22 protein-coding genes are annotated in these 23,536 nt (G+C 75.5%); 6 read left to right on the top strand and 16 right to left on the bottom strand.

Annotation, left to right across the window (positions count from 1 at the left end):
* Positions 1 to 2: 2 nt before the first annotated feature.
* Both ACIBCA_RS24400 and ACIBCA_RS24395 read right to left on the bottom strand, forming a co-directional pair.
* Positions 3 to 986 carry a peptidoglycan-binding protein gene (locus tag ACIBCA_RS24400; protein WP_396285098.1) on the bottom strand — a complete coding sequence of 328 codons (984 nt, stop codon included), beginning with the start codon at positions 984 to 986 and terminating at the stop codon, positions 3 to 5.
* Between the two features lie 284 nt (positions 987 to 1,270).
* A complete protein-coding gene (locus tag ACIBCA_RS24395; RefSeq protein ID WP_396285097.1) occupies positions 1,271 to 1,753 on the bottom strand; it encodes a MarR family winged helix-turn-helix transcriptional regulator in 483 nt (160 codons plus the stop codon).
* A 61-nt stretch (positions 1,754 to 1,814) separates the two neighbouring features.
* Here ACIBCA_RS24395 and ACIBCA_RS24390 point away from each other — a divergent pair, with 61 nt between their 5' ends.
* Both ACIBCA_RS24390 and ACIBCA_RS24385 read left to right on the top strand, forming a co-directional pair.
* The gene (locus ACIBCA_RS24390; protein WP_396285096.1) at positions 1,815 to 2,225 is read left to right on the top strand and encodes a cupin domain-containing protein; all 411 of its coding nucleotides are present in this window, start codon (positions 1,815 to 1,817) and stop codon (positions 2,223 to 2,225) included.
* Positions 2,226 to 2,268: 43 nt separating this feature from the next.
* Positions 2,269 to 2,592 carry an antibiotic biosynthesis monooxygenase family protein gene (locus tag ACIBCA_RS24385; protein WP_396285095.1) on the top strand — a complete coding sequence of 108 codons (324 nt, stop codon included), beginning with the start codon at positions 2,269 to 2,271 and terminating at the stop codon, positions 2,590 to 2,592.
* A 101-nt stretch (positions 2,593 to 2,693) separates the two neighbouring features.
* On the opposite strand, the gene ACIBCA_RS24380 is transcribed toward ACIBCA_RS24385, so the two are convergent.
* From ACIBCA_RS24380 to ACIBCA_RS24350, 7 genes are all read right to left on the bottom strand, one after another.
* Positions 2,694 to 3,452 carry a LysR family transcriptional regulator gene (locus ACIBCA_RS24380; RefSeq protein WP_396285094.1) on the bottom strand — a complete coding sequence of 253 codons (759 nt, stop codon included), beginning with the start codon at positions 3,450 to 3,452 and terminating at the stop codon, positions 2,694 to 2,696.
* Positions 3,453 to 3,729: 277 nt separating this feature from the next.
* The gene (locus ACIBCA_RS24375; protein ID WP_396285093.1) at positions 3,730 to 4,566 is read right to left on the bottom strand and encodes an ECF transporter S component; all 837 of its coding nucleotides are present in this window, start codon (positions 4,564 to 4,566) and stop codon (positions 3,730 to 3,732) included.
* Positions 4,563 to 6,164, bottom strand: a complete 1,602-nt coding sequence (locus ACIBCA_RS24370) for an ABC transporter ATP-binding protein (protein WP_396285092.1) — start codon at positions 6,162 to 6,164, stop codon at positions 4,563 to 4,565. Before ACIBCA_RS24370 ends, ACIBCA_RS24375 begins: the two co-directional genes overlap by 4 nt.
* The gene (locus ACIBCA_RS24365; protein ID WP_396285091.1) at positions 6,161 to 7,306 is read right to left on the bottom strand and encodes a CbiQ family ECF transporter T component; all 1,146 of its coding nucleotides are present in this window, start codon (positions 7,304 to 7,306) and stop codon (positions 6,161 to 6,163) included. The genes ACIBCA_RS24370 and ACIBCA_RS24365 overlap by 4 nt, the downstream gene beginning before the upstream one ends.
* 381 nt (positions 7,307 to 7,687) lie before the next feature.
* Entirely contained in the window at positions 7,688 to 8,716 is a 1,029-nt protein-coding gene (locus ACIBCA_RS24360) for an SCO2322 family protein (protein WP_396285090.1), read from the bottom strand.
* Entirely contained in the window at positions 8,713 to 9,957 is a 1,245-nt protein-coding gene (locus ACIBCA_RS24355) for a prenyltransferase/squalene oxidase repeat-containing protein (RefSeq protein ID WP_396285089.1), read from the bottom strand. Before ACIBCA_RS24355 ends, ACIBCA_RS24360 begins: the two co-directional genes overlap by 4 nt.
* A 148-nt stretch (positions 9,958 to 10,105) precedes the next feature.
* Positions 10,106 to 10,717: a TetR family transcriptional regulator gene (locus tag ACIBCA_RS24350; RefSeq protein WP_396285088.1), complete on the bottom strand. Its 612-nt coding sequence runs from the start codon at positions 10,715 to 10,717 to the stop codon at positions 10,106 to 10,108.
* Positions 10,718 to 10,970: 253 nt separating this feature from the next.
* On the opposite strand from ACIBCA_RS24350, the gene ACIBCA_RS24345 reads away from it, so the two are divergent.
* The 3 genes from ACIBCA_RS24345 (at position 10,971) to ACIBCA_RS24335 (ending at position 14,164) form a co-directional block, all read left to right on the top strand.
* Positions 10,971 to 12,281, top strand: coding sequence for a glycosyltransferase family 4 protein (locus tag ACIBCA_RS24345; RefSeq protein ID WP_396285087.1), 1,311 nt, complete (start codon positions 10,971 to 10,973; stop codon positions 12,279 to 12,281).
* Positions 12,282 to 12,356: 75 nt separating this feature from the next.
* Positions 12,357 to 13,106 (top strand): class I SAM-dependent methyltransferase, encoded by a 750-nt coding sequence (locus tag ACIBCA_RS24340; protein WP_396285086.1) that lies wholly within the window; start codon positions 12,357 to 12,359, stop codon positions 13,104 to 13,106.
* Positions 13,103 to 14,164 carry a prenyltransferase gene (locus tag ACIBCA_RS24335; RefSeq protein ID WP_396285085.1) on the top strand — a complete coding sequence of 354 codons (1,062 nt, stop codon included), beginning with the start codon at positions 13,103 to 13,105 and terminating at the stop codon, positions 14,162 to 14,164. The genes ACIBCA_RS24340 and ACIBCA_RS24335 overlap by 4 nt, the downstream gene beginning before the upstream one ends.
* A gap of 77 nt (positions 14,165 to 14,241) precedes the next feature.
* Here ACIBCA_RS24335 and ACIBCA_RS24330 read toward each other — a convergent pair whose 3' ends face one another.
* The 5 genes from ACIBCA_RS24330 to ACIBCA_RS24310 form a co-directional block, all read right to left on the bottom strand.
* Complete coding sequence (locus ACIBCA_RS24330) at positions 14,242 to 15,171, bottom strand: hypothetical protein (RefSeq protein ID WP_396285084.1); 930 nt, start codon at positions 15,169 to 15,171, stop codon at positions 14,242 to 14,244.
* Positions 15,172 to 15,357: 186 nt separating this feature from the next.
* Positions 15,358 to 16,284: an N-acetylmuramoyl-L-alanine amidase gene (locus ACIBCA_RS24325; protein WP_396285083.1), complete on the bottom strand. Its 927-nt coding sequence runs from the start codon at positions 16,282 to 16,284 to the stop codon at positions 15,358 to 15,360.
* A gap of 8 nt (positions 16,285 to 16,292) precedes the next feature.
* Positions 16,293 to 17,309, bottom strand: coding sequence for a hypothetical protein (locus ACIBCA_RS24320; RefSeq protein ID WP_396285082.1), 1,017 nt, complete (start codon positions 17,307 to 17,309; stop codon positions 16,293 to 16,295).
* A gap of 180 nt (positions 17,310 to 17,489) precedes the next feature.
* Complete coding sequence (locus tag ACIBCA_RS24315; protein WP_396285081.1) at positions 17,490 to 18,143, bottom strand: class I SAM-dependent methyltransferase; 654 nt, start codon at positions 18,141 to 18,143, stop codon at positions 17,490 to 17,492.
* A gap of 117 nt (positions 18,144 to 18,260) precedes the next feature.
* Positions 18,261 to 19,592 (bottom strand): M48 family metalloprotease, encoded by a 1,332-nt coding sequence (locus ACIBCA_RS24310; RefSeq protein WP_396285080.1) that lies wholly within the window; start codon positions 19,590 to 19,592, stop codon positions 18,261 to 18,263.
* 150 nt (positions 19,593 to 19,742) lie between these two features.
* Here ACIBCA_RS24310 and ACIBCA_RS24305 point away from each other — a divergent pair, with 150 nt between their 5' ends.
* Positions 19,743 to 20,825 carry an alcohol dehydrogenase catalytic domain-containing protein gene (locus ACIBCA_RS24305; RefSeq protein WP_396285079.1) on the top strand — a complete coding sequence of 361 codons (1,083 nt, stop codon included), beginning with the start codon at positions 19,743 to 19,745 and terminating at the stop codon, positions 20,823 to 20,825.
* Positions 20,826 to 20,898: 73 nt separating this feature from the next.
* On the opposite strand, the gene ACIBCA_RS24300 is transcribed toward ACIBCA_RS24305, so the two are convergent.
* Both ACIBCA_RS24300 and ACIBCA_RS24295 read right to left on the bottom strand, forming a co-directional pair.
* Complete coding sequence (locus ACIBCA_RS24300) at positions 20,899 to 21,042, bottom strand: hypothetical protein (protein WP_396285078.1); 144 nt, start codon at positions 21,040 to 21,042, stop codon at positions 20,899 to 20,901.
* Positions 21,043 to 21,300: 258 nt separating this feature from the next.
* Positions 21,301 to 23,418, bottom strand: a complete 2,118-nt coding sequence (locus ACIBCA_RS24295; RefSeq protein ID WP_396285077.1) for an alpha/beta fold hydrolase — start codon at positions 23,416 to 23,418, stop codon at positions 21,301 to 21,303.
* Positions 23,419 to 23,536 lie beyond the last annotated feature (118 nt).

Genomic DNA, 23,536 nt, shown 5'->3' with positions numbered 1-23,536 from the left:
GGTCAGCAGGAGGTGCCGCGGCCGTCCAGCGCGGCGCGGGTGTTGGGGCCGAAGACGCCCTGCTTGTCGCCACGGACGCCCTGCATGTCCTGGAAGTAGGCGACGGTGTTCACGGTGATGTCGTCGTACGTGCCGGTCACCGGCACGTACGCCCAGCAGATGACCTTGGCCAGCTTCTGCTGCATGGCGGTGACGTCGGGGCCGCTCATCCCGTACTTCAGTACGCGCGGTGGGGTGGTGGCGGTCGGCGTCGGAGTGGTGGCGGTGGGCGTCGGGGTCGGCTCGGGCGGCGCCGGCGGGGGCACGGGGGAGGCGGCCTGCGTCGTCGGAGTGACCGTCCTGGTCGGGCTCGGCTTGTGCGTCGTCGGCGTGGCCGACGGGCTCGGTGCCTCGCTGGTCGGCTGCGCGGTCGGGGAGGGTGTCACCAGCGTGGGCGGGTCGACCGGGGCGGGCGCCAGGGTGGTGGTCGGCAGCGGCTCCGCCTGGCGCGTCGGCTCGGCGGAGGGCGTCACCGCGTAGGCGACGCCGATGGTCAGCGCGACCAGGGCCGCCCCGGCCCCGGCGAGCAGCAGCTTGCGCTGGGCGAGGGGCCGCTCTTCGGCCGCCCGTCTCGCGGCCCGGCCGCCGCCCTCCGCGGGGGTCGGGACGGTCGGGGCGTTGTCGAACGGGAAGAAGCCGAGCTCCTCCCCGCCGCTCGGACCGTTCGGACCCGCGGGCGGTCCCGGCGGGACGGGCGGCAGCACGCTGGTCGCGAACGGGTCGGCCACGGGGATGGCATCCGCCGTCGGCTCCTCGGCGACCAGCCCGAAGACCTCCGGCACGTACGGCCGGACCAGCGGTGGCCCCTCCAGGTGCGGCAGAACGGCGGTCTCGTCGAGGCTCGGGTCGGGGTGGACGCCGGGGGCTCCCTGGTAACCATGGCCGGGGACGCAGCCGCACCCGGTGGAGCGTGCGGCGCCGCACGTCGGGCAGTGCTGGTCCGGCATCGGCCGGTCCTCCTCGGAGCTCGGGTGGTTTCCGCGGCGTCCCGGGCGGTTCCCGGCGCGCGAACGCGCCCTGATTATGCAGGACGCTCCCGGGGCGGGACAGGGGCGTCGGGTACCGGGCGGGGGTGTTGTGCCGGTTGGTGGCGTTTGGCCCCGAGTGAACCGCCGGTGATCGCCGGCCGTCCGGTTCGCTCACGCTCGGCTCCACCGGGCGGTGCATAACGGGACGTATCCGACGGCCTGGTGAGCTGGGAGTGATCATCCGCCCGTGTCGGGGCCGGCCGTCAGGACGGGCCGCCGAACCAGCGGGGCGTGTCCAGCCGGAACGGGTCGCCGGGGGCGAGGCGTCGCAGGCCGTCCTCCATCTGGCGCAGCTGCTCCTCGCCCAGGGTGGCGACCCACTCGGTGCGCAGCTCGTCGAAGATCCGCGCGGAGCGCACCAGGCAGTCCACCCCGCGGTCGGTGAGCCGGACCACCTTGCGCCGGGTGTCGGCGGGGTCGCTGCCGCGCTGGACGTAGCCGAGCTTCTCCAGGGCTTCGACGGTCTTGCCCGCCGCCTGCTTGGAGACCCCGAGCGTGCGGCCCAGGTCGGCGGCGGTGGTGCCGTGCGGGCCGATCGCCTGGAAGACGAATCCGTGCATCGGCCGCAGGTCCGGATGGCCTTCGCGGGCGATGCGTTCGTGCAGCTCGTCGATGATCGTGCGGAAGGCGAGGAGCAGGCGCAGCGGCAGCTCGAAGCCGGGCGGGGCGGGATCGGGTGTTGACATGATGGACAACCTCATTGACTATATAGACAACGACATTGACCATCTTAGGGGGAGCCGAACCATGACCGTCATCCGCCGCACCGACGCCCGCCGCACCGAGACCCCGAACGGCGTCATGACCACCTACGCCTCGCCCACCCAGGGCGCCACCGCCCTCGCCCTCTGGCGGGTCGAGATGGACGCCGACCGCAAGGGCCCGCTGCACGCCATGGACACCGAGCAGATCTGGACCTTCCTCGCCGGCACCGCCACCGTCGACCTGGACGGCGAGACCCTCACCGTCGCCGCCGGCGACACCCTCGTCCTCCCCGCCGACGTCCGCCGCCAGATCGTCACCGCCGAGGGCTTCACCGCCGTCGTCACCTCCCCCTCCCCCTCCCACGCCTACAACCCCGACGCCGTCACCCCGCCCGGCGCCTGCGAACTCGCCCCCCGCGACGACCAGCGCGTCCTGCCCGCCTGGGTCGCCTGACCGCGGCCGCTGTCCGGTTGTTCGGTGGGGCAGGATGGAGCCCATGAGCGTAGTCAAGATCAACGTCCTCACCGTCCCCGCCGAGCAGCGCGAGGTGCTGGAGCAGCGCTTCGCCTCCCGCGCCGGCTCCGTCGAGAACTCCGACGGCTTCGAGTGGTTCGAACTCCTCCGCCCCGTCGAGGGCACCGACCAGTACCTCGTCTACACCCGCTGGCGTGACGAAGCCTCCTTCCAGGCGTGGATGGAGGGCCCGATGAAGGCCGCCCACCAGCACGGCGGCGACACCGAGGCCCCCAAGCGCCCGGCCGCCTCCGGCTCCACCCTCTGGTCCTTCGACGTCGTCCAGTCGACCGGCCCGAAGGGCTGACGACAGGGCATGACGAACGGCGCGTCCCGCGGCTGCGGGACGCGCCGTTCGTGCGTCCGGGGCCGGGGCCGGGGACCGGCGGAGCAGGGGAGCAGGGGGGCTCAGGCGCGGCGGACGAGGCGGAGGTGGAGGGGTGGGGGGTGGTGGGGGAGGCGGGTGAGGGTGGCGGCGGTGAGGTGGGGGCGGGCCGTGGATTCGGGGAGGAGGGCGAGGCCGAGGCCCTGGAGGGTGCAGGCGAGGGTGGTGGGGAGGGGGCCGGTGGGGAGGCGTTCGAGACCCGGCGAGGGGAGCCGGTCGGCGGCCAGGCGGTACGGGCTGCCGGGGGAGGGGAGGAGCAGGCGCGGGGCGTGGGTGGGGGCGGCGACCAGGGCGAGGGGCAGTTCGGCGAGGTCGAGGTGGGCGAGCGGGGCCGGCGGCAGGGGGAAGCCGAGGGCGCCGAGCGGGCCGGGGGCGTCCAGGATGAGCGCCGCGTCCAGGGCGCCGGCGGCGACGTCGTGGAGGAGGGTGTCGAAGGTGGTGGAGGTGTGCAGTTCGAGGCGGTAGTCGCAGAGTTGGGCGAGCGCGGCGGTGAGGTCCGGGCCCGGTATGGAGTGCAGGACGCCCAGGCGCAGGCGGGCGCGGGGGCCGGTCACCTCGCGCCGGGCCTGGTCGGCCTGCTCCAGCAGTCTTCGGGACCACGGGATCAGCCGCTCGCCGGACGCGGTGGGGGTCAGGCCGTGGGGGGTGCGGTGGAGCAGGGCGGTGGCCAGGCTCCGTTCCAGGGCGCGTAGTCGGGCGTCGACGGTGGCGGGGTCCAGCGCGAGGGCCGTGGCGGCTGCGGCGATGGTGTGGTGGGCGAGGACCGCCTCGAAGACGCGCAACTGACCTAGTTCCACTGGCTTTCCCGACTGCCTGGTGCTGACGAGTGCGTGCTGTGCGTGGGTGTGCGTGGAGGTGCGTGCGTACGTGGGTGTGCGTGTTCGTGTCAGCGTACGGGCAAGTGGGTCGACGGGCGGGCGGGTCGGTCAGGTGGTTCCGGCCGGGGTCGGCCTGGCGACGGTGAGGTGGTGATCCACGCCCGTGGAGAAGGAGCCGGACTCGCCCCGCAGGGTCAACTCGTGCGCGCCCGGGGTCAGTCCCCCGGCGCACGCCTCCTGCTCACGCCTCCGGCGGGCGGAAGGAGACCGGGGCGTCGAAGGCCGCCCGGCGGGTGGTGCGGCGCAGGGCGCGCAGGACGGGGGTGCCGAGGGTGAGGCAGAGGACGACGGTGAGGGCGGCGCGCGGAAGGTCCCACCCGAGGGAGGTGGTGAGGCAGTAGGCGGCGAAGCGCAGCAGGTTGGCGGGCAGCGGGTCGCCGGGGACGAAGGAGATGGAGCCCGCGAGGCCCGCGATGTAGGGCCAGCCCTGGAGGTTCATGATCGTGCCGTAGAGCACGGCGGACAGCGCGCCGTACACCGCGAGCAGGGCGAGTTCGCCGCGCCCGCGCAGGGTCGCGGGGCCCGGGAGCAGGCCCGCGCCGAGGCAGACCCAGCCCATGGCGAGCATCTGGAACGGCAGCCACGGCCCGACCCCGCCGGTCAGCAGGGCGGAGGCGAACATCGACAGCGAGCCGAGGACGAAGCCGAAGCCCGGGCCGAGGACGCGGCCGGAGAGCACCATCAGGAAGAACATCGGCTCCAGCCCCGCCGTCCCCGCGCCCAGTGGCCGCAGCGCGGCGCCCGCCGCGGCCAGCACGCCCAGCAGGGCCACGGACTTGGCGTCCAGACCCGGCGCGCCCCCGCCCGCCGACCGGCCCTCGCTGATCTGCGCGATGACGACGGCCAGGAGGAGCGGCAGGAGCAGGGCGAACAGCCAGGGCGCGTCGGCGGAGTGGCCGACCAGGGCGGACTTCGTCGAGGCGAGCAGCGGCCAGCCGAAGGCGGCCACGCCGACGAGGGAGACCATCGACAGCGCCGCGACGGAGCGTCGGCCGAGGGGGACGGGGTGGCTTCTCATGACGTCAGCGCCTCCGCGACCTGGTGGACGGTGAGCCAGGGGCCCGGTGCCAGCACCTTGGCGACCTGCGGGGCGAAGGCGGGGGAGGAGACCACGACCTCGGCGGTCGGGCCGTCCGCGACGACCTCGCCCTCGGCCAGGATCACCGTGCGGTGGGCCAGTTCGGCGGCCAGCTCGACGTCGTGGGTGGCCAGCAGGACGGCGTGCCGCTCGGCCGCGAGGTCGCGCAGGACGGTGACCAGCCGGGCCTTGGCGGCGTAGTCCAGGCCGCGGGTCGGCTCGTCGAGCAGCAGCAGCGGGGGCCGGGCGGTGAGCACCACGGCCAGGGCCAGGGTGAGCCGCTGGCCCTCGGAGAGGTCGCGGGGGTGCGCGGTGTCGGCGATTCCGGGCAGCAGCCGCTCCACCAGGGCGCGGCAGGTGCCGGGTTCGGCGTGCGCGTCGGAGTCGGCGGCGGCGCACTCGGCGGCCACCGACTCGCCGTACAGCAGGTCACGCGGGTCCTGCGGGACGAGGCCGACCTCGCGGATCAGCTCGGCCGGGCGGGTGCGGTGCGGGACGCGGCCGCCGACCCGGACGGTGCCGGAGGCGGGCGCGTGCAGCCCGACCAGGCTGCCGAGCAGGGTCGACTTGCCGGCGCCGTTGCGGCCCATCAGGGCGGTGATCTCGCCGGGGCGCAGCGCGAGGTCGACGCCGCGCAGGGCGGGCACCGGGCCCCGGCGCACGGCGAGGCGCTCGACGACGGCGACGGGATCGGCCGTCGGGGTCCCGGGGGTGGCGGGGGCGTGCCCGTTCAGGCGTTCGCGCAGGCCGGACGCCTTGCGGCGGGCGTCGCGGACGGACAGCGGCAGCGGCTGCCAGCCGGCCAGTCGGCCCAGACCCACCACCGGCGGGTGCACCGGTGAGTGCGCCATCACCTCGGCCGGCTCGCCCAGCACGGGCGGGGCGCCGGGGCTCAGCAGCAGGACCTGGTCGGCGTACTGCACCACCCGCTCCAGCCGGTGCTCGGCCATCAGCACGGTGGTGCCCAGGTCGTGCACCAGGCGTTGCAGGACGGCCAGTACCTCCTCGGCGGCGCCCGGGTCGAGCGCCGAGGTCGGCTCGTCCAGGACGAGGACGCGAGGGTGCACGGTGAGCACCGAGCCGATCGCGACCCGCTGCTGCTGGCCACCGGAGAGCGAGGTGAGGGCGCGGCCGCGCAGGTCGGCGAGGCCCAGGAGGTCGAGGGTCTCCTCGACGCGGCGGCGCATCACGTCGGAGGGGAGCCCCAAGGACTCCATTCCGTAGGCGAGTTCGTCCTCCACGGTGTCGGTGACGAAGTGCGCGAGCGGGTCCTGCCCGACGGTGCCGACCAGATCGGCGAGGTCACGCGGACGGTGCTCGCGGGTGTCCCGCCCGGCGACCGTCACCCGGCCGTGCAGCACCCCGCCCGTGAAGTGCGGCACCAGGCCGGAGACCGTGCCCAGCAGCGTCGACTTGCCCGAGCCGGACGGGCCCACCAGCAGGCACAGTTCGCCCTCCGGCACCGTCAGGTCGAGCCCGCTGAGGGCGGGCGTCGGGGCGTCCGCGTACTGGACGGACACCTGCTCGAAGGTGATCACGAGGCGCTCCGGGGTGGGGTCGGGGTGGCCAACGCCGGTACCAGGCCCAGCAGTACGGCCAGGACGGCGCCCAGCGGCAGCGCCGGGACGGACGGCGGGACGACGGTCGGGGCGAAGGCGGCGGGGTCGGCGCCCGCCAGGTAGGTGGTCAGCGCGGCCACGGCCAGGCCGGAGGCGGCGGTGAGCCACTCCGGGACGGCCCAGGGGTCGGGCCGGTAACGGGTTCTGACGGAGCGTCGGTTGCCGAGCGCCAGCCCGGCGAAGGCGGCGGCCAGGCCCAGAGCCAGGACGGGCAGCGCCCAGCCGGTGCCGCCGGCCGTCAACAGGCCGTACGCGGCCAGGCAGACGCCCAGCAGCCCGGCGAGGGTGAGCGCGGCCGTGGCGAGGGCGAGTCGGCGCGGGACATCGGCGGTACGGCCGAACCCCCGGGTGTCCATGGCGGCGGCGAGCGCCACCGAACGCTCCAACGCGCCCTCCAGGACGGGCAGTCCGACACTCAGCACGGCGGCGATGCCCCGGTCCTCACGGCCCCGCAGCCGTCGCGCCGCCCGCAGGCGGCGCACGTCCGCGACCAGATTCGGGGCGAACGTCATCGCCACGACCACCGCCACCCCCGCCTCGTACAGCGCCCCGGGCAGGGCCCGCAGCAGCCGCGCCGGGCTGGCGAGCGAGTTGGCGGCGCCCACACACACCAGCAGCGTCGCCAGCCGCAGCCCGTCGTACAGCGCGGCCAGCAGCCCCTCCAACGTCACCCGGCCACCGATCCGCACCCCCTGCGCCCACGCGGGCAGCGGCACCTCGGGCAACGTGAACAACACATGCGTGCCCGGCACCGGCGACCCGAGCACCACCGCGAACACCATCCGAATGCCCAGCACCACCAGCCCCAGCCGCAGGAACGCCCCGTACGACCGCGCCCAGGGAGCGTCGCCGCGCCGCGCGGCGACGACGTATCCGGCGACGGCGGCGATCAGGAGCAGGATCGCGGGATTGGTGGTGCGAGTGGCCGCCGCCCCCATCCCGAGCGCCCACAACCACCAGGCACCGGGGTGAAGCTGGCGCGGCCCGGAGGACGGACGGGTACTGCGGGAAGGGGGCACGGGGTGTTCCTGGTGGCTGGGGCGATCAGGCGGCGGGTGCACAGGAAGTCGGGCTCGCCGACTTCTCGTGCGTGGGGTTGAGGGAGGCCAGGGGTGATGAGGCGGTGGCGAAGGTCGGGCCCGCCGACTTCCTGTGCGCGGGGTTGGGCGACCGGAGAGGCGGCGAGGCGCCGGCAGTGGTGGGTGCACAGGAAGTCGGGCCCGCCGACTTCTCGTGCGCGGGGTTGGGGGATGGGTGCGGCTGCGGGGTGCTGGTGGTGGTGGGTGCGTGGGAGGTCGGGCTGGCCGACTTCTCGTGCGCGGGGTTGAGGGAAGGCGCGGGCGGCCAAGCGCCAGCAGCGGTAGGTGCGTGGGAAGTCGGGCCCGCCGACTTCCTGTGCGCGGGGTTGGGGGCGGGCGGCATGGGGTGGTCCTTGAGGGCGGTCACGTCGAGCGGCGGCGGCGGGACTGCCAGACGGCGCCGGCCGCCAGGACGGCGACCAGTGCGCCACCGGCGATCAGGCCGAGGTTCGGGCCGCTCGATGAGGAGGAGCCGGGGGCGGCGCCCGCCGGTTGGGCGGCCGAGCCGAGTTGGTCGGCGCAACCGGCCTTCGGGAAGCCGGAGATGGCGCATAGCAGGCCGTTGGTGTCGTAGCGCAGCGGTGGTGCGACGGCGGCCAGCACCTCGGCCGAGGTGGCGCTCGGTGCGACGGAGGCGCACAGGGTGCGCTGCTCCGGGGGCGGCCCGGCGGAGCCGGCGTCCTCGGGGGTGCCGAAGTCCAGCACCACGGCCACCCGCTTGCGGCCCTGCTGCGCGGGCGTGCCGGCGCACACGGTGGCGAAGTCCGCGCCGGTGCGCGGCTTGGCGGCGTCCTGGCCACCGTCGGGGCTCACGGCGAACCGCCAGCCGTCCACCGCCCCGTCCGCCGGGACCGCGACCGCGGGCCCCTGCTGCTGATAGGCCCACCCGCCGTCCGCTCCGCGCCAGAACGACCAGTACCGGTACCCGGCGGCCTCCGCCGCCCCTGCCCCCGCGAGGACCACGAGCACGGCCAACACCGGCACCAGCACAACCGCGAGCCGACCCCCGGGCCGAGTGCCGCTACGCGCACTCGACCCGACAGCCCGGCCGGACACGGCGGTGGAGAGGAGGCGGGTATCCGCGGTCGTAGCCCGGGAGGGTCGGCCCGTGCTGTCGGTACGGCGCCCGGCGGGGCGGGCGGCCTCGTCGGAGGCGGGCTCGGCGCCCACTGGCCTGGGTGGGTTGGCCACGGAGGCGTCGATGGTGGCGGCCGGGTTGGGGGTGTCGGCGGGTGTGGTGGGCCCGTTGGCCCGGTGGGCGCCGGCGCCGCCGCCCGGGCGGATGGCCCGGGCGGCGGAGGGGTGGTGGGTATCCGCAGTCGTAGCCCGGGAGGGCCGGCCCGCCCGGGGGGTTTCGTCCGCGTCGGCCGGGGTGGAGGTGCTGGGGGTCATGGGCGGGGGGTGCGCTTGCGCTGGAGGCTGAGGAGGAGGCCGCCGCCGATGCCTACGAGGCCGCCGACGATGATCAGCCAGTACTGGCCGATGCCGTCGTTGTGGGCGGGCTCCGAGGTGGTGGTGGGGGCGGGGGCGGTGGTGGCCTTGGGGGTGGGGCCGAGGGCGGTGAGCTGGCCGGTGAGGGGGGCGGTGTCGCCGTGGGCGGCCTGGGTGAGGAGGAGGAGGCTGGCGGTGGCGCCGGCGTCGGTGCCGTTCTTGGTCCAGGTGGCGCTCTGTCCGGTGAGCCAGTCGACGGCGTCGGTGGCCTGCTGGGGGTGGCCGGACTGGATGAGGCCGAGGGCGGCCCAGGCGGTGGCGGTGTAGTCGGGGGTGGGGGCCGCGCCGGGGGTGGTGAGGGTGAGGTGGTTGCCGCCGGAGGCGAACTGGGCGGTGACGTACGCGGCGACGGCCTCGCCCGAGTCGAGGCGGGAGACCGGGCCGGTGGCGGCGGCGTCGGTGCAGGTCAGGGCCTTGGGTGCGGTGTCCGAGCGGACGGTGGTGGCGACGGGCAGGTGCCCGCCGGCGGCGGCGAGGGCGGCCTGGCCGGTGGCGAGGGAGTTGGGGGCGAGTGCGCCGCCCGGGGCGGTCGGCTGGTAGGCGAAGGCTCCGCGCTGGTCGGCGGGGGCGGCGCAGCCGAGCTGGTAGAGCGCGAGCCCGTCGTACGCGGACTTGCCGGACTTGGCGACGGTCGCCGGGTCGGTCCTGGCGGCGAGGAGGGCGCTGATGGCGAGGGCGGTGGAGTTGGCGTCGCCGGGGTTGCCGGGGTTGTAGGCCCAGCTGCCGTCCGCGTTCTGGTTGGCCTTGAGCCAGTTCACGCCCTTGTCGGCGGCGTCCTGGTGCCCGCCGAGGGCGAGGAGGGCCTGGACGGCGATGGCGGTGGCGTTGCTGTCCTCGAACTTGGCGTCGCAGGCCGCGCCGGCGGCCCGGAAGGAGGGCCAGCCGCCGTCCTCGCACTGCTGGCCGGTGAGCCAGGCGACCGCCGAGTCCGCCGGGGTGACCTTGGCGCCGGCCAGCGCGGTCAGGGCGAGGGACTGCCGCCAGACGCCGTCGTACGTCGGGTCGCCCTTGCCGTACAGGCCCTCGGGGATCGCGGGCGTGGGCACGTCGGCGAGGGCGGGGGCGGCGGCGAGGCCCGTCAGCAGCACGGAGGACAGTGCGGAGGACAGGGCGGCGGCGCCCAGGCGGGCGGCGGTGAGCATGATGCGGTCGTGCCTTTCGGTGAGCGAGGCGCGGTGAGCGATGAGTGGCGAGCGGCGGCCTCTGATGACGGGCCCATCGACTCTAGCCGCCGGGCCGCGGGACGAGGCCCCGGGCCGCCGCCCACCCCGGCAGGAACAGGTTCCAGCTTCACGGCAGGCTGAGCAGCCGCGCCGCCGTGTGCAGGTCGGCCCGGACCTCGGCGATCGAGGAGCGGCCGGAGAGCCAGGAGACGAGCGCCGAGTGCCAGGTGTGCTCGATGACGCGCACGGCGGCGCGCTGGCTCTCGCTGGGCGGGCCGGACTGCCCGATCGCGTCGAGGATGAGCTGTCCGGTGGCTCCGCTGACCTGGTCCACCTCGGTGCCGACGGAGCGGTCCGCGAAGGACAGCGCCCGCACCATCGCCTCCGCGAGCAGCGGTTCGCGCTGCAGCGCGTGGAACGCCCGGGTGAGGGTGTCGGCGACGCGCAGAGCGGGTTCGTCCTCGGTCGGCGGGTGGCGCCGGATGTGCTCCTGGAGGCCCTGCAACTGCTCCAGCATCACCGCGACCAGCAGGTGAACCTTGGAGGGGAAGTACCGGTACAGCGTGCCGAGCGCCACCTGCGCGCCCTCCGCGACCTCCCGCATCTGCACCGCCTCGTACCCGCCGCGCGCCGCCAGGGCGGTCGCGGCCCGCAGGATGCGCCGCCGGCGCTCGGCCTGGCGGGCGGTCAGCGGAGCGGCGTCGGGGACGGCTGACGGCGAGGGGGTGGACGACGGCAAGGGGTGCTCCCGGGGCGCGTGGGCGGTGGCGTGCTCCACCGTGGACGGCACGGGTCGACGCGGGGTCGACCGGGCCGGCGTGGCGGGAATCACCAGCCCTGGCTCCTGAGCGGATGCTACGGGCCGGTATCTTCGAGGTCTCTCATTGTTCACACGGTCGATGACGAGTTCCACAGCCACTGAAACCTGATCTACTTTAGCGACCGGCACACCGACCGGCAGCACAGATCGCAGCGAGAGATGAGGGCCCAGGATGACGGCGCAGCCGCTGCGCATCGCCCTGTTGTCGTACCGGGGGGACCCCTTCTGCGGTGGCCAGGGCGTCTACGTCCGCCACCTCTCCCGCGAACTGGCCCGGCTGGGACACCACGTGGACGTGATCGGCTCGCAGCCGTACCCGGTGCTGGACGAGGTCGAGGGCCCCGGCTCGGTGCGCCTGGTCGAGCTGCCCAGCCTGGACCTCTACCGCGCGGACGATCCGTTCCGCACCCCCGCCCGCGAGGAGTTCCGCGGCGCGGTGGACGCCCTGGAGTACGCCACCATGCGCACCGGCGGCTTCCCCGAGCCGCTGACCTTCTCGCTGCGCGCCCGGCGGTACCTGGCCGCCCACAAGGGCCGCTACGACGTGGTCCACGACAACCAGACCCTCGGCTACGGCCTGCTGGGCCTGGCCCGGCACGGGTTCCCGCTGGTCACCACGATCCACCACCCGATCACCGTGGACCGCCGCCTGGAGCTGGAGGCGGCCCCGACCCGCCTCAAGCGGCTGTCGCTGCGCCGCTGGTACGCCTTCACCCGGATGCAGCGCCGCGTCGCCGCCCGGCTGGACCACGTGCTGACCGTCTCCGGCACCTCGAAGCGCGAGATCGCCGAGCACCTGGGCGCCGCGCCGGGCGCGGTCTCGGTGGTGCCGATCGGCGCCGACACCCGGCTCTGGTCGCCCTCGGCGGACGTCGAACGGGTGAGGGGCCGCATCGTCACCACCTCCAGCGCGGACGTCCCGCTCAAGGGCCTGGTGTACCTGGTGGAGGCGCTGGCGAAGGTCCGCACCGAGCGCGAGGCGCACCTGGTGGTGGTCGGCAAGCCGCAGAAGGACGACGGGCCGGTGGCCGAGGCGGTGCGCCGCTTCGGGCTGGCGGAGCACATCGAGTTCCGTACGGGCCTGAGCGACGCCGAGCTGGTCGACCTCTACCGTTCCGCCGAGGTGGCCTGTGTCCCCTCGCTGTACGAGGGCTTCTCGCTGCCCGCCGCCGAGGCGATGGCCACCGGCACGCCGCTGGTCGCCACCACCGGCGGGGCGATCCCCGAGGTGGCGGGCCAGGACGGCGAGACCTGCCTGGCCGTGCCGCCGGGGGAGGCGGACCGGCTGGCCGCGGCGCTGGGCCGGCTGCTGGACGACCCGGAGCTGCGCGAGCGGCTGGGCGCGGCCGGACGGGAGCGGGTGCTGGCCCGGTTCACCTGGGAGCGGGCCGCCGAGCTGACCGCCGAGGCGTACCGCGCGGCGATCGCCACCGGCGCCGGCGCGCGGGCCCGCTCGGGCCCGGGCTGGCGGTACGTGCCCTGAGGTGGCACGGGCGAGCGTCGTCGAACTGACGAGGCGTCAAGAACGCTTGTTGGCAATAGGAATGGGAGCCCTGCAGTGCTGACCGTCGATTTCTCGCGCTTCCCGCTCGCCCCCGGCGACCGGGTGCTCGACCTGGGCTGCGGCGGGGGCCGGCACGCGTTCGAGTGCTACCGCCGCGGTGCCGACGTGATCGCCCTCGACCAGAACGCCGAGGAGATCGCCGAGGTCAAGAAGTGGTTCGCCGCGATGGAGCAGGCCGGTGAGGCCCCGGAGGGCGCGTCGGCGGTCGCGATGCAGGGTGACGCGCTGGCGCTGCCGTTCGAGGACGGGTACTTCGACAAGATCATCATCTCCGAGGTGATGGAGCACATACCGGACGACGAGGGCGTGCTCGCCGAGATGTTCCGCGTCCTCAAGCCGGGCGGCCTGCTCGCCGTCACCGTGCCGCGCTGGCTGCCGGAGAAGATCTGCTGGGCGCTGTCCGACGAGTACCACGAGGTCGAGGGCGGCCACATCCGGATCTACCGGGGCGACGAACTGCTCGGCAAGATCAAGGCCGCGGGCCTGGAGCCGTACGGCAGCCACCACGCGCACGCCCTGCACTCCCCGTACTGGTGGATCAAGTGCGCGGTGGGCGTGGACAACGACAAGGCGCTGCCCGTCAAGGCGTACCACCAGCTGCTGGTCTGGGACATCGTCGGCACCCCGGTGATCAGCAGCATCACCAAGGCCGCGGAGAAGGCGCTCAACCCGCTCATCGGCAAGAGCTTCGTCGCGTACGCCTCGAAGCCGCACGCCGCGAAGCCGCAGCGGGCGTCGGCGTGACCGCCGCCGTCCCCGAGGTGCTGCTGCTCGACGGGGTGCTGGACGCCGAGCAGGCCGCCGACACCGTGCGCAGCATCCTCGCCGAGCAGCGCCCCGACGGCGCCATCCCGTGGTTCGCCGGCCACCACCTCGACCCGTGGGACCACACCGAGGCCGCCATGGCCCTGGACACCGCCGGGGAGCACGCCGCCGCCGAGGCCGCCTACCGCTGGCTCGCCGGGCACCAGAACCCGGACGGCTCCTGGTACGCCGCCTACACCGACGGCGCGGTGACCGACCGCTCCAAGGAGACCAACTTCTGCGCCTACGTGGCCGTCGGGGTCTGGCACCACCACCTCAGCACCGGCGACGACGCCTTCCTGGAGTGGATCTGGCCGGTCGTGCGGCGGGCGCTGGACTTCATCGTCGAGCAGCGGCTGCCCGACGGCCCGATCGCCTGGCGCGTCGGCGAGGACGGCACCGCCACCGGCGAGGCGCTGCTCACCGGCTCCTCCAGCATCCTGCACGCGCTGCGCTGCGGCCTCGCCATCGCCGAGTACCGCGAAGAGCCGCAGCCCGACTGGGAGTTGGCGGCCGGACGGCTGCGCCACGCGATCGCCCACCACCCCGAGCGGTTCCTCGACAAGGACCGCTACTCGATGGACTGGTACTACCCCGTCCTCGGCACGGGCCTGCGCGGCGAGGCCGCCGTGGCCCGGATCGAGCGGGACTGGGAGCGCTTCGTCGTGCCGGGCCTCGGCGTGCGCTGCGTCAGCGACCGCCCCTGGGTGACGGGCGGCGAGAGCGCCGAACTCGCCCTCGCGCTGTGGGCGATCGGCCAGTCCGACCGCGCGGTGGACATCCTGCGCTGGATCCAGCGCCACCTGCGGCACGAGGACGGCTCGTACTGGACGGGGTACGTCTTCGAGGACGACGCCATCTGGCCGGAGGAGCGCACCACCTGGACGGCCGGGGCGCTGCTGCTCGCGGTGGCCGCGCTCGGCGGGGACCCGGCGACGGTCGCGGTGTTCGGCGGCGAGGAACTGCCGGCGGGCCTGGTGGTCCACGACTGCTGCTGACGACCTGCATGCGGAAGGGGCGGGACCGGAGAACCGGTCCCGCCCCTTCCACGTGCGTGCGTACGTCCTGCGGACGGTCAGCCGCGCTGGATGCCCGTGGTGTCCGCCAGGACACCCTGGGAGCCGTCCGGCAGCTGGGCGACGAGCGCCGTACCGCGCTGCTCGACGGCCAGGTACCAGGTGCCCGGAACGACCTCGCCGACCGGGGCGCCGGCCGGGTTGTCCTTCGGCGCCAGCTGGCGCGGGGCCGGGACGGCGAACCAGAAGGGCTGGAAGTCCGCGGCCGGGGCGCCGCCGGCGGCCGGCTGGGCGACCTGGGTCGGCTGCGGGGCCGGGACACCGGCGTCCTGCGGCTGGACCGGGGCGACGGGCTGGCCGGGCTGCGGCTGGCCGGCGGCCGGGTAGCCGTAGCCGCCCGGGGTGGGCTGGGCGCCGAACGCCGGGTCGTGGCCCTGCGCCGGGTAGCCGTACTGGCCGGGCTGCGGCTGACCGGGCTGACCGGGCTGGCCCGGCACCGGGTAGCCACCCTGGTACGGGACGGCCGGACGGTCGGTCACCAGCGGGGCCTTGAGCGCCGGCACCAGCGGGCCGACCGCGGCCGCACCGGCCAGGACGATCAGCGAGATGAAGCCGAGCCAGGCACCGAAACCGTGACCGGCGTTGGTGCCGTAGGTGTCACCGCCGCCGCCGAGCGCCCAGATGGAGGCCCACAGCGCGGACACCGCGAACGCGATGCCCCACTGGTCCAGCCGCAGGCCGAGCACCTGACGGTTGGCGGCCGCCGGGCCCTGGAACCGCTGCACGAGGATCAGCGCCGCGGCGAGGATGCCGAGGAGGTAGACCGAAGGCAGGACGGGGAACCACGCGGTGTTCCAGGCATTCGTCGACACGCAGAACCTGCTGTCGTTGCAACCCGGGGTCCAGTAGGGCAGGAAGGAGGCGATGAAGAGCAGGACGGCCCCGCCTGCGACGGCGGCGTCTCCCCTGGTGAGAGCGCGCAGATTCACTAACGTTCCCCTCGTTGACGTGTCGTGGACGGCGATTCGTGCGGTCGGGGTGACCGGCCGAAACTCCCGAACGGACCAGAAGCCTAGGGCCAACCGTCCTGCCGGTGCACAGCGGGACCGGGAACGGGGCGAATTCGTTGCAAACCGTGCGGGCCGGTCGCGGTGCGGACCGCCCCGACCCCGCCGTCACCGGGTGGTCAGATAAGCCGTCAGCGCGTCGGCGATCCCCAGAGCGGCCTGTTGGCGCCACTGAGGGTCCGTCATTCGCTTGGCGTCCGTCGAGTTGCGCATGTTACCGCACTCGATGAACACCTTGGGGACGGTGGAGAGGTTGAGTCCGCCGAGGTCCGAGCGGGTGTCCAGGCCCTCGCTGGCGATGTAGTCCGCGTACGGCTCGCCGGTGGCGGCGTGGAAGTGCTCGCGCAGCAGCAGTCCGAGGCGGTGCGAGGGCTCGACGATCGCGGAGTTGTCCGCCTTACCGGCGACGACCTTCGCGGGCATGATCACGTGGAACCCGCTGCCGCCCGCCGGGCCGCCGTCCCCGTGCACCGAGAGCGCGACGTCGGCGTGCGCGGCGGCGCCCGCGCGGGCGCGCTCGTCGATGCACGGGCCCCAGGCGCGGTCGCCGTCCTGCACCAGGACGACGGTGGCGCCGCGGGCGGCGAGGATCTCGCGGGCGCGGCGGGTGACGTCCAGGCTGTACTCGGCCTCGGTGTAGCCCGCGTTGGTCTCGGTGCCGGTGGTGTCGCACTCCTTGCGGCTGTTGCCGATGTCGACCTGGCGGTTGATCTCGGTGGGGTGCTGGAAGTTGCCGGGGTTGTGGCCGGGGTCCAGGACGATCGTGCGGCCGGCGAGGGTGGGGGTGGTGGCCGTGGCCGTCGGCGTGGGGGTCGGCGCCGGCGCGGCGGTCCCGGTGGGTGCGGCGGCGACGGGCGGGGTGAGCGGCGTGGTCTGCGCCTCGGTGGGGGAGGCGGTGGCGGTGGCGCTGGCGGTGGCCGCCGGGGCGGGGTCGTCGATGGCCCGCCAGCCCAGCCAGCCCGCCGTGCACAGGGGGACGACCGCGGCCACCACGGTGGTGGCGCGCAGGAGGGCGGAGCGGCGGGGCGGTGTCATGGGGCGGATCAGATCCCGTCCTGGGGCGGTGCGGTGAGTCCGTACCTCTCCGCGACCGACGACCACTTGGCGAAGAAGGCCGACTTCGCCTTCGTCGCCTGCGAGTTGAGCTCGTCGGCGCGCTTCTTCTCCGGAACGGACGCCGGGTCGGTGCAGCCCTGCTGGTTGACGGCGCGGGCCCACGCCGCGTACGCCTTGTTCGCGTCCACGGACGACTGCCAGGCGGACTTGATCGAGTTGAGCAGGTCCGTCCCGCCGGGCACGTCGGAGACGGTCAGGTCGGGGGCCTTGTCCAGCTTCGTCTGGTACTGGGCGGCGAGACCGTCGAACTCCTTGGCGTCCTTCTCGATCGTCTCCTTCCCCGGGCAGCCGCCCACCTGGGCGACGAGGTTGCCGATCTTGACCGTCCCGCTCTTGGGGAGCAGGTCGTTGAGGGCCTTCGCCTGGGAGGCCGCCAGAGGGCCGCCGGTGGCGGCCGCGCTCGCGGACGGGCGGCTGCTCGGCGTGGTGTCCGCCGTGGTGGGCGGCGCGGCGGTGGGCAGCGGCTGGGGGGCGCCGGTGACGGGAGCGGGGGCGGCGGCGGTCGGTGCGGGCGCGGCGCCCTTGTCCTTCTCGTCGTCGCCGGAGGCCAGCATCAGGCCGCCGCCGATGGCGAGGACCAGCAGGACGGCGCCGCCGATCAGCAGCAGCGGACGGCGGTCGGCCGGGGCGGAGGGCTGCGGTGGGGCGGCCGGGGGCGGCGGCGGGACCGGGGGGAGCGAGGGGGGCGGCGCGAGCCGGGTGGTCGGCGCGTCCTCAGGCTGGGCGGCGGGCGGCGGGGGCGGCGGGGTGGGGCGCGGAGCTGCCTGGGGCGCCGGTGCAGGGGCCGGTGCGGGTGCCGGTGCAGGCGCCGGCGTGGGTGCCGGGACGGCCGCCTTCGGCGCCGCCTCCGTCGCGGGCTGCTGCGCGTTGCGCACCCAGCCGCCCGCGCCACCGCGTGCGGTCGGGTCCCAGACCGCCGGTGCGGTGTTGTGCTGGTCCGTCATGTGCCGCTAGCCCCCGCCGTCCGCCGATGGTCTGCCTGCCGAGCTCCTGCTGAGCTCCTGCCGAGCCGCTGCTGAGCTGCCCGTTGCGCCGACACCGTACCGTTCGAACCCACGCCCGACAGCCCCGGCACGACGTTAGAGCATCGGCGCGGGGCTGCGCGGGGTTACCGGTCGGGAAGGTCAGGCGGTGGTTCGGCGCAGGACGCGCAGCGAGCCGGTGACCGAGACCTCCTCGAAGCCCTCGGCGAGCGCTCGCAGGTACACCCGGTACGGGGCCTGGCCGCCGTCCGCCGGATCGGGGAAGACGTCGTGGACCACGAGCAGGCCCTCGGGCGCCAGGTGCGGGGCCCAGCCCTCGTAGTCGCCCGTCGCGTGCTCGTCGGTGTGACCGCCGTCGATGAAGACCAGGCCCACCGGGCGGCCCCACAGGGCGGCGATCCTCGGCGAGCGGCCGACCAGCGCCACCACGTGCTCCTCCAGCCCGGCGGCGTGCAGGGTGCGGCGGAAGCGCGGCAGGGTGTCCATCAGCCCGACCTCGGGGTCGACCAGCGTCGCGTCGTGGTACTCCCAGCCGGGCTGCTGCTCCTCGGAGCCGCGGTGGTGGTCGACGGTCAGCGCGACGGTGCCCGCCTCCCGGGCCGCGGCCGCGAGCAGGACGGCCGAGCGGCCGCAGTAGGTGCCGATCTCCAGCACGGGCAGCCCGGTGCGCCGGGCCGCCTCCACCGCCGCCGCGTACAGGGCGAGGCCCTCGTCCACCGGCATGAACCCGGTGGCCGCCTCGAACGCCGCCAGCACCTCGGGTGCCGGGCGGGCGCTCTCCAGCAGGTCGGACATGCGGTGCTCCTCGGGGTCGTGCGGTGGACGGACGTGCTCGGACCCTACTCGACGGTAGCGGCGCGCGGCGCCGGTGGGCGGTCCGGGCCGTCCCGGCGGTCCCGGCGGTCCCGGCCGTCAGCCGGCGAGCAGGGCCGCGGCGATCCGGGCGCGGTGCGGGGCGATCTCGGCGGCGACGGCCGCGGCCTCCTCCGGCCCGGTCCGGACGGCGGCGGGCTGCTCCGGGCCGTGGCCGAGCAGGGCGAGCCGCAGGTGGGTCGGCGGGTGGGAGCCGTCCACGGCGGTGCGGTCGAGGGTGTTCCAGCGCAGCAGCCGGTCGCGCTCCACGGCCGGGATGGAGGCGAGGTGCTCGCGCATCCGCTCCCAGAGCAGGTCCGGGTTCGGGGCGTCGGTGCGAGCCGTCTCCGCGGACCGTACGCCGCGGCGGACGATGCGCGGGCCCCGGCCGCCGCCCGAGCGGGCCCGGGTGAGCGCGACCTCGGCGGAGCCGCGGAGGAGCAGGGTCGTGAGCAGGCCCCGGGCGGCCTCTGTGCCGGCCGTGCGCGCGGCCAGGGAGTCCGCGAGGTACTCGGCCTGCTGGCCGGCCCGGGAGGTGAGGCCGTCGAGCAGCTGGACGGCCTGCAGCAGCAGCCAGGCCAGGGCCTTGAGCAGCAGGTCGGCGATCATCTCGCCGACCCGGACGAGCAGGGTTCTCACGCCGAGGTGGAGCCGACCCGGGCGGGCCAGGTCGTACCAGGTGGCGAGGGTGGAGATCGCGGTGCCGAGCCAGAACGAGCGGCGGTTGTCGCCGTTGACCCGGTGCCCGAACTCGTGGCCGAGCAGGGCTATGCGCTGCTGGTCGTCCAGGGCCTCCCACAGCGGCAGGCCGAGCGTCAGGACGGTCCTGCGGCGCAGCCCGACGACGCCGAAGGAGGCGTTGAAGTCGTCGTCGAGGACGATGAGGTCCACGCGCGGGGCGCCGACCTCGGCGGCGACCCGGTCCGCCAGGCCGTACAGGGCGGGCGCCTGCTCGCGGTCGAGGACGCCCTCACCGCGCGGCACTCGGCCGAACCGCGGCCGCAGGACGACCGCGAAGACCAGCAGGACGCCGCCCAGGCAGCGCTGGACCGTGTTGCCGGCGACGAGCAGGGCCAGCGAGCCGAGGAACAGGGCGGCGGTGGAGAGGTGGACCAGGGTCGCCGCGGCGGAGGCGAGCAGCCACTCGCGGCGCGCGGTGGGGGAGGTCCCGGCGGCGAGCTCCCGGTGGAGCCGGTCGGCCCGGGCGGCGGCCGCGCGTTCGTGCCGGGTGGGCTCGGGCCGCTCGGGGCCGACGTTCCAGTCGCAGGTCGGGCACCAGAACGCGAAGCGCGGGTCGGTGGTCAGGCCCGCGCCGCAGCGGGGGCAGGGCTCGGCGGCGGCGGCCGGGGCCGGGGCCGGGGCCGGGAGGACGGGGGAGCTGGGCTCGGTCACGACGGTGATCATGGCAGTCGCGGCCGACACACGTCCTGGCGTCCTGCCGTTTCCGGTGACTGGAACGCGTTCTAGTCCGTGCGCGGGCGTCGTGCCAGAATCGGCCCGACCCTCGCCCGACGCACACCAGGCACCCCCGGGAGCAGCCCCATGCGCGCAGCCGTCCTGCACAAGACCGGCCAGGACACCCTCGACGTCCGCGAGGACGTGACGGCGGTCGGCTTCGGCCCGGGCACCGTACGGGTGCGGATGCGCGCCGCCAGCCTGTGCCACTCCGACCTGTCCGCGATGAGCGGCGTCCTGCCGCAGCCCGCGCCGTTCGTGCCCGGGCACGAGGGCGCGGGCGAGGTGGTGGAGGTCGGCGAGGGTGTCGCGGGCCTCGAACCCGGGGACCGGGTGGTGCTCTGCTGGATGGCCCCCTGCGGCCGCTGCGCCCACTGCGGGGCCGGCCGGGGCCACCTGTGCGTGGCCAGCCTGCGGCGGCTCGGCGCGCCCGGCTTCCGCCTGGCGCAGGACGGCACCGAGGCGTCCGGGTTCTACGGCACCGGGGCGTTCGCCGAGGAGGTGGTCGTGGCCGCCGAGGCCCTCGTCAAGGTGCCGGCCGACCTCCCGTACGAGGTGGCCGCGCTGATCGGCTGCGGGGTGACCACGGGCATCGGCGCGGCCGTCAACACCGCGCGGGTGGAGCCCGGCTCGTCCGTGGCCGTGATCGGCGCGGGCGGGGTCGGGGTGGCCGCCGTCCAGGGCGCCCGGGTGTGCGGGGCCGCGCGGATCGCCGTGGTCGACCCGGTCGCCTCGCGGCGCGAGCGGGCGCTGGCCTTCGGCGCCACCGAGGCCCTCGCGCCCGAGGAGCTCAAGGCCCTCGCCAAGTCCCTGCCTGGGGGCGGCTTCGACTACGTCTTCGAGGCGGTCGGCCGCTCGGCCACCGTCCGGGCCGGCTACGACGCGGCCCGGCGCGGCGGCGCGGTGGTCGTCATCGGCGCGGGGGCGCAGGACGACCTCGCGCAGTTCACCATGGGCGAGTTGTTCTTCAACGAGAAGCGCCTGCTGCCCTCGCTGTACGGCGGGGCGACGGTGGCGCGCACGATCGCCCTGGTCGTCGACCTGTGGCGGGCCGGGCGGATCGACCTCGACGGCATGATCACCCACCGGGTGGCGCTGGCGGACGTGAACGAGGCGATCGCGCAGATGCGCAGCGGCGAGGCGCTGCGGACGGTCGTGACCCTGGGCTGAACGCGCGAGGGCCCGTCGGGACACCACAGTCCCGACGGGCCCTCGCCCGTACCGCCGTCGCGTGCCGCCCGGTTCAGCCCCGGTGGTCGGCGGCGCGGTGCCGGCCGCGCGGGTCGGACTGGGCGCTGTCGTCGGCGGCGGAGCCGCCACGGTGGCGACCGTGCGCCGCCGTGTCCTCGGCGGTCTTCTCGTCGGCGTCGGTGAGGGTGTCGGACATCGGAATCGTCCCCGTGTTTTCGTGCGGATGGGTGCAGGTCATCGGCGCCCGACCGGCGCTGTGGCGCGCACGGCCCGGTCCCCGATCGGGCGCTCGGTACGCGCCCGCAGCCGGTGATCGCGGCCCTTGGGCCGACTGGACCCGGACACCATAACGGCCGGGCCGGACGAGATCCTATCGAGATCGCCCCACAGCCCCGGCGGAGCCTGAAGGGGGTTCTGAAGGGAGTGTCACCGGCTGGGTGCCAGGGCCTCGGGCTCAGCCCGGGCGGGTGGTGCGGAGGAAAGTGGCCAGGAGTTCGTGGAGGACGGCCCCGCCCTCCTCGGCGAGGAGTTCGTGGCCCGCGCCCGCGGCCTCGACGTAGCGGAAGTCCTCGCCCTCGACGCGGCCGATGCGGAGCAATTCGTGGCGCAGCGCCCGGGATTGGCTGACGGGGACGACCTCGTCGCGGTTGCCGTGCACGATCAGCAGGGGCGCGCCGATGCGGTGGGTGAGCTGCAGGACGTCGCGCGGGCCGCGGGCGTCGGTGACGGGGTCGCCGCCGCCGAGGCGGGCGGTGAGCGCCTGGACGGGGGGCGCGGCTTCGGCGAGCAGGCGGGCGCCGGACAGGAAGGGGGCGACGACCGCGCAGCGGGACACGTGCTCGGCGGGCGCGTGGGCGGCGGCGAGCAGGGCGAGGAAGGCGCCGTAGCTGACCCCGAAGAGGGCGGGGGGTTCGAGGCCGAGCGCGGCCCGCTGCCCGGCGATGCCCTCCAGGAGGTGGAGGACGTCGTCGAGGTCGGGCCCGCCCCAGGCGCCGCGGATGGCCAGGGCGTGGGCGACGCCGTAGCCGGTGGAGCCGCGCTGGTTGGGGGCGATCACCGCCAGGCCCTCGGCGGCCATCCGTTGCAGGGCCGGGTCGAACTCCAGCCGCCACGCGTCCGCCGGGCCGCCGTGCAGGGCCAGGACGAGGTGCGGGCTGCTCAGCCAGGCGTCCCCGCCGTACACCACGGCCTCCAACGGGCCTGTCGGGCCCGCGAGTTCGAGGCTCTGCGCCGGTTGCCAGCGGCCGCCGTCCCCGGGCGGGGTGCTGCCGTCCAGGCGCCAGCCGGCGGGTGCGGTGCGGTTCGGTGCGCTGTGGTCGGGTGCGCTGTGGTTGGGCCCGGTGCGCGCGCCCCCGGGCTGCCAGGGCGGGACGGCGTCCCGTCGGGCCCCGGGCAGTCCGGGGCCGAGCGGGGCGAGCTGGAGCGGCAGGGGCATCGGCCCGGTGGCGGCCGGGGCGGGGCCGTGGGAGAGCAGCGCGTCCACGTCCAGGGTGGCCAGGGCGGCGGGGTGGTCGGGCGAGGAGTACGGCATCCGCAGCCCGGCGCCGCTCCAGTGCCCGACCGCGCCGAGTCGCCCGGGCGGCACCGGCAGCCGGTCCAGCCGGTTGAGGGCGGGCCGCCACAGGGCGAGGGCGGAGGAGGCGCCGTGGTCGATCTGCACCGCCACCCGGGGGCCGTCCGCGGCCTGCCGCAGCGCGACCGGCTGCAGGAACATGCCCGCCACGTGCAGGCACTCGGGGAAGCGCAGCGGCTCGCCGCCGCCGAGCACGCCCCAGCCGAGCCGGTCGGTGCCGGGGGCGTCGCTGCGGACCATCGCGAAGCGGGTGTCGGGGTCGAACAGCACCAGCCGGTCGTTGCTGCGCTCGCCGATCTCCAGCAGCGGGGTGGTGACGCCGCTGCGCAGGTCGAGCGCCACGCTGCGGACCAGCCCGTCGCCGATCCGGTCCAGGGCGAGCAGGGCGCCCGCACGGTCCAGCCAGGTGCCGCCGCCGTGCAGGCCGGGGATCTCGGCGACGGGTTCGGGCGCGCTGCCGTCCGTCCGGATCAGCCAGGCGGTGGTGGCCGGGCGCGCGTCGCTGCCGAGTGCGACGGCGACGGGGGCGTGGGGGTCGGCCGGTGCGGGGGCGGGGAGCGGGAGGAGGCGCAGCCCGGGGAGGCGCAGCGTGGCCAACTGCTGCTCGACGGCGGCAGGTTCGCCGTGCGAGCCGTGCAGGCCGGGCGAGCCGTGCGAGCTGTGCAGTCCGTGCGGTCCGGGCGAGTTGTGCGAGCCGTGCAAGCTGTGCGAGAGGCGTACGAGGTCGTGCCGCTCGCCGTCGTGCCGGCAGACCAGCACCGAGCCGTCGGCGAGCGCGACCAGCTGCGCGTGCAGGCTCTCCGAGCGGTTGCCGGCCAGGGGCAGGGCGGCCGGTGCGGCCGGTCCGCCGTCCGCCGGGAGGCGCCAACTCTCCACGAACCACCCGCCGTCGGCGGCGGAGGCGAGGCAGGCGGCGTGGCTGCCGTCGCCCGCGAAGCCGAAGCCGAGGCGGCGCAGGGCCTGGGCGGCCAGGGTGGTGGCCGCGTTCATCCCCCTCATCCGCGACCACGTCCCTTCGTCTCGGCTGCCGGACGCGAGGCCCCGGGCAACTCCCGTTCGCAGGACAGAAGTTAGTTTCGAGAGAATCGGCGGCTCAACGGAGATTCGGTCACTTCAC

It is taken from the genome of Kitasatospora sp. NPDC051170 (genome assembly GCF_044455705.1).
Taxonomy (GTDB): Bacteria; Actinomycetota; Actinomycetes; order Streptomycetales; family Streptomycetaceae; genus Kitasatospora.
Note: the sequence above shows the minus strand (reverse complement) of the source record. Positions and strands in the feature narration are given on the sequence as shown.

Coding starts and splice junctions, on each gene's coding strand:
- ACIBCA_RS24400 (WP_396285098.1), bottom strand. CDS start 986: ATGCCGGACCAGCACTGCCCGACGTGCGGCGCCGCACGCTCCACCGGG.
- ACIBCA_RS24395 (WP_396285097.1), bottom strand. CDS start 1,753: ATGTCAACACCCGATCCCGCCCCGCCCGGCTTCGAGCTGCCGCTGCGC.
- ACIBCA_RS24390 (WP_396285096.1), top strand. CDS start 1,815: ATGACCGTCATCCGCCGCACCGACGCCCGCCGCACCGAGACCCCGAAC.
- ACIBCA_RS24385 (WP_396285095.1), top strand. CDS start 2,269: ATGAGCGTAGTCAAGATCAACGTCCTCACCGTCCCCGCCGAGCAGCGC.
- ACIBCA_RS24375 (WP_396285093.1), bottom strand. CDS start 4,566: ATGAGAAGCCACCCCGTCCCCCTCGGCCGACGCTCCGTCGCGGCGCTG.
- ACIBCA_RS24360 (WP_396285090.1), bottom strand. CDS start 8,716: ATGACCCCCAGCACCTCCACCCCGGCCGACGCGGACGAAACCCCCCGG.
- ACIBCA_RS24355 (WP_396285089.1), bottom strand. CDS start 9,957: ATGCTCACCGCCGCCCGCCTGGGCGCCGCCGCCCTGTCCTCCGCACTG.
- ACIBCA_RS24345 (WP_396285087.1), top strand. CDS start 10,971: ATGACGGCGCAGCCGCTGCGCATCGCCCTGTTGTCGTACCGGGGGGAC.
- ACIBCA_RS24325 (WP_396285083.1), bottom strand. CDS start 16,284: ATGACACCGCCCCGCCGCTCCGCCCTCCTGCGCGCCACCACCGTGGTG.
- ACIBCA_RS24320 (WP_396285082.1), bottom strand. CDS start 17,309: ATGACGGACCAGCACAACACCGCACCGGCGGTCTGGGACCCGACCGCA.
- ACIBCA_RS24315 (WP_396285081.1), bottom strand. CDS start 18,143: ATGTCCGACCTGCTGGAGAGCGCCCGCCCGGCACCCGAGGTGCTGGCG.
- ACIBCA_RS24305 (WP_396285079.1), top strand. CDS start 19,743: ATGCGCGCAGCCGTCCTGCACAAGACCGGCCAGGACACCCTCGACGTC.
- ACIBCA_RS24300 (WP_396285078.1), bottom strand. CDS start 21,042: ATGTCCGACACCCTCACCGACGCCGACGAGAAGACCGCCGAGGACACG.
- ACIBCA_RS24295 (WP_396285077.1), bottom strand. CDS start 23,418: ATGAGGGGGATGAACGCGGCCACCACCCTGGCCGCCCAGGCCCTGCGC.